This is a genomic window from Pseudomonas sp. EGD-AK9 (assembly GCF_000465935.2).
GTDB lineage: Bacteria > Pseudomonadota > Gammaproteobacteria > Pseudomonadales > Pseudomonadaceae > Aquipseudomonas.
Map to the genome: position 1 here is coordinate 1 of NZ_AVOF01000155.1, position 7,476 is coordinate 7,476.

The following is a 7,476-nucleotide window of genomic DNA, read 5'->3' on the forward strand; positions in this document are numbered from 1 at the left end:
TGGCGGCGCAGGCTGGAGGTGCCGACCACGCTGCCGGCCGGCAGCGCGTCGAGGCTGGCATGGCTATTGGAAACGAAGGCGTCGCGCGGGTCTTCGCGCTCGCAGATGCAGTACAGGCCCAGGCCTTCGGGGAAGTCCATCGGCACGTCCTTCATCGAGTGCACGGCGATGTCGGCCTGGTTCTCCAGCAGCGCGGTTTCCAGCTCCTTGACGAACAGGCCCTTGCCGCCGATCTTCGCCAGCGGCGCGTCGAGCAGTTTGTCGCCGCGGCTGACCATGGGCACCAGGCTGACCTTGAGGCCAGGGTGGGCCGCTTCGAGACGGGCTTTGACGTGCTCGGCCTGCCACAGGGCCAGGGCACTCTTACGGGTGGCGATACGGATTTCGCGGGACATGGGGCAAATTCCAGAAAACGGATTGCCGCGAATCATAACAGGCTCGCCCGGCGCCAGCTGATGGGTGGCGGCTATCGGCCGCAGCCGGCACCCGGCGCTTACAGCGACTGCATCAGCTTGCGCACCCCGGCCACATGGCGCCGGCTGACCACCAGCGAATCGCCCTCCAGCCCCTTGAGGAACAGCTGGAAGTGCCCCAGCGGCGTGCGCTGCAGGCGCTCGATGCGCTCGCGGGCGACCAGGGCGTTGCGGTGGATGCGCACGAAGCGCTCGCCGAACTCGTCTTCCAAGGCCTTCAGCGGCTCGTCCAGCAGCACCTCGCCACCCTCGTGGCGCAGGGTCACGTACTTGTGATCGGCGATGAAATAGACCACGTGATCCAGCGGGATCAGCTCGATGCCCTTGCGCGTACGGGCGCTGATATGGCTGCGCGGGCCGCTGCCGCTCTCGGCGGCCGGCCGGGTCAGCGCCGCCAGCTGCACCCGGTTGGGCCGCTCGGCCTTCTTCAGCGCCTCGCTGAGGCTCTCGGCGCGCACCGGCTTGACCAGGTAGCCGACCGCGCTGACCTGGAAGGCTTCCAGGGCGAATTCGTCGTGCGCCGTGCAGAAGATCACCGCCGGCGGCGCCTCGCGCTCGCACAGCTTGGCGGCGACCTGCAGACCGTCCAGCCCGGGCATGCGGATATCCAGCAGGACCACGTCCGGCTTGAGGCTGTCAATCAGGGTCAGGGCCTCCTCGCCATTGCTGGCGGCGGGCTCCAGGACCCGGTAGCCCTCGAGTTCGCCGACCATGCGGCTGAGGCGCTCGCGGGCGAGGGGTTCGTCGTCGACGATCAGGACATTCATATTGCTCTGGCTTCCTGCGTGAGTCTCGCACAAGGATAGCGTAGACAGCTGTAATGGCGGCCGTCACGGCGCTCCACGCTGAGACTGGCGCGCGGCCCGAAAAGTGCCGCCAGGCGCGCGTCGATATTGCTCAGCGCTTGGTGCGTTCCCCGCGACGGGTGCTGCTCGCCCCGCTCTTCATACGGATTGCTGACACACAAGCTGAACACACCATCCTGGTAGTCCGCCTCGATCCGCACCAAGCCGCCCTCGATGCGCGGCTGAATGCCGTAGATCAACGCATTTTCCAACAGCGGTTGCAGGGTCAGCTGGGGAATCGGCAGATCCTCCGGCACACCCTCGACCTCCCACTGCAACTGTAGCCGTTCGCCGAGCCGATAGTGCTCGATCGACAGATATCGTTTCGCCAGTTCCAGTTCCTCCTTCCAGGGCACCAGACTGCCGGGCTTGGCCAGGCTGGCGCGAAACAGGTCGGACAGATCCAGCACCGCCTGTTCGGCCTTGAGTGGGTCGACCGCCACCAGGCTGGCGATGCTGTTCAGGCTGTTGAACAGAAAATGCGGGCGGATGCGCGCCTGCAGCGATTCGATGCGCGCGCGCAGCTCGGCCTGCTCCTGCCGCCGCCATTGGCTCTGCAGGTAGAAATAGCGTAGCAGCAGCGCGGACATGATCAGGCCGATCAATGCATGGCGCAGATAAAGGTTGACCTCGCCGCTGCGTGGCAGCGGCCCGCCCAGCTCGTAGTAGTCGGCCACCGCCGTGCAGCCCAGGGTCAGCAGCACCACCAGGGCGCAGCACAGGCCGCCGGCCAGCGCCGGACGCAGGCGCGCCAGCAGCGGCCGCAGGCGGCACAGCAGCGCCGCCGAAAGCAGCACGATCCACTGCACGAACAGCGAGGTCAGCGCCAGGCGCACCCAGTCGAAGCCGGGCAGCATCGGCTCGGACAGCACCAGCACCAGCACCAGCAGCTCGGCCAGCAGCACCATGCTCAGCAGCGCTTCCGGCTGGCACAGTTCGGGAACGAAGAAGTCGTCGGCAGACGCGTTGTGGTTGTTCTTGGCAGGGACTTGTTTTGGCATCGACGCAGTTTCCGTGTCGCCCGGCGGGCCGGCAAGCCAGACGGCTCCGGCCGGGCAAAATAAAGCACCGAAATGCCGCCGCCGCGACAAAATTGTGAAGCAGCCGACAGCGCCGACGCCTGCCGGGCGGCAAACGCGGCGCGGCGAAAGGGCCGCCGACCCTGTTATTATCGGCGCACTTTGTCCGCCATGCCGGCCGCCGCACGCGGCCCGCCCGATCCAGAGCCCGAACCAGAGCACGTGCCATGAGCAGCGAAAAAACCAACCAATCCTGGGGCGGCCGCTTCAGCGAGCCCGTCGACGCCTTCGTCGCCCGCTTCACCGCCTCGGTCGAATTCGACAAGCGCCTGTATCGCCACGACATCATGGGTTCCATCGCCCACGCCAGCATGCTGGCCAAGGTCGGCGTGCTCACAGACGCCGAGCGCGATGCGATCATCGACGGCCTGGGGCAGATCCAGGCCGAGATCGAGGCCGGCCAGTTCGACTGGCGCGTCGACCTGGAAGACGTGCACATGAATATCGAGGCGCGCCTGACCGACCGCATCGGCGTCACCGGCAAGAAGCTGCACACCGGGCGCTCGCGCAACGACCAGGTGGCCACCGACATCCGCCTATGGCTGCGCGACGAGATCGACCTGATCCTCGCCGAGATCACCCGCCTGCAGCAGGGCCTGCTGGGTCTGGCCGAAGCCGAGGCGGACACCATCATGCCCGGCTTCACCCACCTGCAGACCGCCCAGCCGGTGACCTTCGGCCACCACCTGCTGGCCTGGTTCGAGATGCTGTCGCGCGACTACGAGCGCCTGGTGGACTGCCGCAAGCGCACAAACCGCATGCCCCTGGGCAGCGCCGCGCTGGCCGGCACCACCTACCCGATCCAGCGCGAGATCACCGCACAGTTGCTGGGTTTCGACGCCGTTGGCGGCAACTCCCTGGACGGCGTGTCGGATCGCGACTTCGCCATCGAATTCTGCGCCGCCGCCTCCCTGGCGATGATGCACCTGTCGCGCTTCTCCGAAGAGCTGGTGCTGTGGACCAGCGCCCAGTTCCAGTTTATCGACCTGCCGGACCGTTTCTGCACCGGCAGCTCGATCATGCCGCAGAAGAAAAACCCCGACGTACCGGAGCTGGTACGCGGCAAGAGCGGCCGTGTGTTCGGCGCGCTGATGGGCCTGCTGACCCTGATGAAAGGCCAGCCGCTGGCCTACAACAAGGACAACCAGGAAGACAAGGAACCGCTGTTCGACGCCGCCGACACCCTGCGCGATTCGCTGCGAGCCTTCGCCGACATGGTCCCGGCGATCAAACCCAAGCGCGCGATCATGCGCGAGGCGGCGCTGCGCGGCTTCTCCACCGCCACCGACCTGGCCGACTACCTGGTGCGCAAGGGCCTGCCGTTCCGCGACTGCCACGAGATCGTCGGTCATGCGGTGAAATACGGCGTGGACAGCGGCAAGGACCTGGCCGAGATGAGCCTGGACGAGCTGCGCCAGTTCAGCGGCGAGATCGAGCAGGACGTGTTCGCCGTGCTGACTCTGGAAGGCTCGGTCAATGCTCGCGACCATATCGGCGGCACCGCGCCGAACCAGGTGCGCGCCGCCGTGGTGCGTGGCCGCGAGCTGCTGGCGGCACGCTGAACGAGCAGCGCAACGGGCCTGCCTTTTCTCCAGCGGAAGAAGGCAGGCGGCACGCAACACCTAGCGGAGAATCCCTCGCATGAGCGACCACGACGACAACGACGACAACGAAGAAGACTTCGCCGAAGCCACCCTGGTCCAGGCCATCGAGAACCAGCTGGAGGCCGGCGAGCCGGCCGCCGCGCAGGCGGCATACAACAAGCTCAGCCTGGTCGGCTATGCGCGCGAGGAAATCCTCCAGCTGATGGCCCTGGTGCTGGCCCACGAGGTCGACGCCATGCTGCGCGACGACCGCCCGTTCGATGCCGCCTGGTACGAGCAGGCCCTGCGCGCCCTGCCGGAGTTGCCCGAGCAGCAGGACTGAATGCGGCGAAGGTCGCACGGGCGAGCGCGCAAATCCCTCACTACACTGCATAGACCCAAGCCCGGCAGTCGCGTCGGCCTTATAACAACAAGAGCGGAGTCGCCATGAAATCCTTTACCCCCGAACTGATCGACGAGCTGGAAATCCTCGCCCTGTACAACCTGGACAATCACCAGGAGGGGCTCAAGGTGCACAACAACGCCTCGTTCAAGGCGCAGGGCGCCATCACCCGCCTGCATGAGAAGGGCCTGGTCAGCCAGGCCGACGGTGGCTACCTGACCAGCCTGGGCATCGATGCCGCCGAACACGCGCAGAGCCTGCTGACCATTCTCAGCACCAGCAAGGCGCCCGCTTAAGCAAGATCCTTCGCCCGCCGCCCTACACTATCGGCCCCGGCGGGCGATATAGCGTCAGGCACTGCAGTGGATGCGCGCCGCTGATAGGCTTGCACCATTCCCCGTAGAGCTCGAGCATGACGCGCACCCTGGAAATTCGCCCGGACATCGACGACGGCATCGACCGCAAGGTGCTGGCGCAGCTGCGCGCGCGCTTTCTGCAGATCAACCAGGGCCGCCTGCAGCGCGCGCGGCAGGGCCTGTCGACGCGCCAGCAGCTGGTGCTCAAGCTGCTGCCACTGCTGCTGCACGTCAACCATCCGCTGCTGCCGGGCTATGTCTGCGCCAGCACGCCGGCCGGCCTGAGCGGCTTCGAGCCGGACGACGAGGTGCTCGCCGAAGTCCAGCGTCTGACCCGCTCCTTCGTCTACAAGCCGCGCCGTGGCCAGGGCGCCGCGCCGCTGCACGGCCTGTTCCTGATGGGCAGCCTGGGCACCGTGGCGCAGGCCGAGCAGAGCGACATGGACCTGTGGCTGTGCCACGCGCCGACCCTCAGCGCCCGGGAACTGCAGGACCTGCGCAAGAAGTGCGACCAGCTGGAGAGCTGGGCCGCCACCCAGGGCGCCGAGGTGCACCTGTTCCTGGTCGACCCGCAGCGCTTCGCCCAGGGCGCGCGCGAGGCGCAGCTGAGCTCCGACGACTGCGGCACCACCCAACACTACCTGCTGCTCGACGAGTTCTACCGCACGGCGATCTGGCTCGGCGGACGCACGCCGATCTGGTGGCTGGTGCCGGTCTACGAAGAGCCGCGCTACCACGACTACTGCCGCACCCTGCTGAGCAAGCGCTTCGTGCGCGCCGAGGACGTGCTCGACCTCGGCCACCTGGCGCATATCCCGCCGGAGGAGTTCATCGGCGCCGGCATGTGGCAGCTGTACAAGGGCATCGAGTCGCCCTACAAGTCGGTGCTCAAGCTGCTGCTCACCGAGGTCTACGCCAGCGAGCACCCCAGGGTCGAGTGCCTGTCGCTGCGCTTCAAGCAGGCGGTGTTCGAGGGCCGCCTCGACCTCGACGAGCTCGACCCCTATATCGTCGTCTACCGGCGCCTGGAGGAGTACCTCGGCGCCCGCGGCGACCGCGAGCGCCTGGAGCTGATTCGCCGCTGCCTGTACCTGAAGGTGAACAAGAAGATCAGCCGGCCGCCGACCCGCGGCCGCACCAAGAGCTGGCAGCGCCTGCTGCTCGAACGCCTGACCGGCGAGTGGGGCTGGGATGCGCGCCAGCTCAGCCTGCTCGACAGCCGCAGCCAGTGGAAGGTGCGCCAGGTCGGCGCCGAGCGGCGCGTGCTGGTCAACGAACTGACCTACAGCTACCGCTTCCTCTCCCAGTTCGCCCGCAGCGCACAGACTGGCAGCTCGCTGAACAACCGCGACCTCAACGTGCTCGGCCGACGCCTTTACGCCGCCTTCGAGCGCAAGGCCGGCAAGGTCGAGTTCATCAACCCGGGCATCGCCCCGGACCTGGCCGAGGACACCCTGACCCTGGTGCGCCACCCCAGCCCGGAATCGCCCGAGGAACATCAATGGGCGCTGTTCAACGGCAGCCTGGGCACCCAGGAATGGCCCGACTTCGCCCCGCTGAAGCGCGCCCGCGAGCTGATCGAACTGCTCGCCTGGTGCCACCGCAACGGCGTGATCGACGCCAGCACGCGGCTGTCGCTGCACCCGGGCAACAGCGATCTCAGCGAGTTCGAGCTGTCCAACCTGATCGCCAGCCTGCAGCAGGCCTTCCCCCTGCCGCTGCCCAGCGTGGCGGAGGCCGCCCTGCTGCGTGCCAGCCGCCCCAGCCAGGTGCTGCTGCTGGTCAACGTCGGCGTCGACCCGCTGCCGCAGCACAGCCAGATGAACGTGCACATGACCAGCGGGCGCACCGACGCCCTGGGTTATTCCGGGGTGCGCGAGAACCTGGTACTGACCCTCGACCAGATCGTGCTCAACAGCTGGAACGAGTTGCAGGTCAGCCGCTACGACGGCGCCGACGCCCTGCTCGACTGCCTGCGCGACCTGCTCAACAGCCTGCCGCCGGACGGCGCGCAACCCCAGGTGCAGGTGCGCTGCTTCTGCCGCAACCGCGCGACGGCCATCGCCGAGCGGGTCGAGGAGCTACTGCGCGACCTGCTCGCCACCTACGCCGAGGGCCGCCAGGCGCGCTACCTGGTGCAGATCCGCCAGCACTACCACGTGCTGCAGCTGACCCCGGGACAGGTCAGCCATGCCGTGCTGGGCGATTTGCCGGCGCTGCTCGACCACCTCGGCGGCGAGCAGGAGCTGTACAGCCCACTGCACCTGGACCGTCACGCGCTGGACGGCGATGACCTGGCGCTGATCCTGCCGATGGGCCGGCCGCAGTGCATCCAACTGTTCTATCGCCTGCACGAGAACAACGGTGACGCCGAGCTGACCCTGCTCGACGAGCACAACGCACTGTGGCGACGGCGCCTGCCGTTTCGCGACGAACAGAGCCTGCTCACCCCGCTGCAGCGCTTCCTGCAGTCGCTGCTGTACCGGCGCAACGCCATGCTGCCGCTGGACAGCGGCGATGCCGGGCCGGCGCTGGAAATCCTCTACTACCAGCTGCTGCCCGCCGCGCCGCTGCGCGCCCAGCGCCGCAGCAGGCGTTGCGCCGGTCAGCAGCGACTGCAGGAAGGCGCAGCGGGGTGAGCAGGCTCTGTTCGTCGCGAAACGGCAGGCGCCGTCGCCACAGTGCGTTGTGCTCGTCGAGCAGGGTCAGCTCGGCGTCACCGTTGTTCTAGTGCAGG

Annotated in this window: 7 protein-coding genes; 4 read left to right on the forward strand and 3 right to left on the reverse strand. The window is 67.5% G+C overall.

Translation table 11 applies throughout. From position 1 onward, the window contains the following. From hemC to N878_RS08785, 3 genes are all read right to left on the reverse strand, one after another. Nucleotides 1-395: hydroxymethylbilane synthase (hemC, locus tag N878_RS08775; protein ID WP_021443293.1), on the reverse strand; the 395-nt coding region annotated here is incomplete at its 3' end. A gap of 98 nt (nucleotides 396-493) precedes the next feature. Then, complete coding sequence (locus N878_RS08780; RefSeq protein WP_021443294.1) at nucleotides 494-1,240, reverse strand: LytTR family DNA-binding domain-containing protein; 747 nt, start codon at nucleotides 1,238-1,240, stop codon at nucleotides 494-496. Beyond that, nucleotides 1,237-2,319: a sensor histidine kinase gene (locus N878_RS08785; protein WP_021443295.1), complete on the reverse strand. Its 1,083-nt coding sequence runs from the start codon at nucleotides 2,317-2,319 to the stop codon at nucleotides 1,237-1,239. Before N878_RS08785 ends, N878_RS08780 begins: the two co-directional genes overlap by 4 nt. Before the next feature lie 245 nt (nucleotides 2,320-2,564). Between N878_RS08785 and argH the strand changes: the two genes are divergently transcribed. From argH to N878_RS08805, 4 genes are all read left to right on the forward strand, one after another. Then, nucleotides 2,565-3,959, forward strand: a complete 1,395-nt coding sequence (gene argH, locus N878_RS08790) for an argininosuccinate lyase (RefSeq protein ID WP_021443296.1) — start codon at nucleotides 2,565-2,567, stop codon at nucleotides 3,957-3,959. A 79-nt stretch (nucleotides 3,960-4,038) separates the two neighbouring features. Then, nucleotides 4,039-4,323, forward strand: coding sequence for a hypothetical protein (locus N878_RS08795; protein WP_021443297.1), 285 nt, complete (start codon nucleotides 4,039-4,041; stop codon nucleotides 4,321-4,323). A 104-nt stretch (nucleotides 4,324-4,427) separates the two neighbouring features. Continuing rightward, the gene (locus N878_RS08800) at nucleotides 4,428-4,679 is read left to right on the forward strand and encodes a TIGR02647 family protein (RefSeq protein ID WP_021443298.1); all 252 of its coding nucleotides are present in this window, start codon (nucleotides 4,428-4,430) and stop codon (nucleotides 4,677-4,679) included. A 116-nt stretch (nucleotides 4,680-4,795) separates the two neighbouring features. Beyond that, on the forward strand, nucleotides 4,796-7,378 hold the full coding sequence (locus N878_RS08805) for a class I adenylate cyclase (protein WP_021443299.1): 2,583 nt from the start codon (nucleotides 4,796-4,798) through the stop codon (nucleotides 7,376-7,378). Nucleotides 7,379-7,476 lie beyond the last annotated feature (98 nt).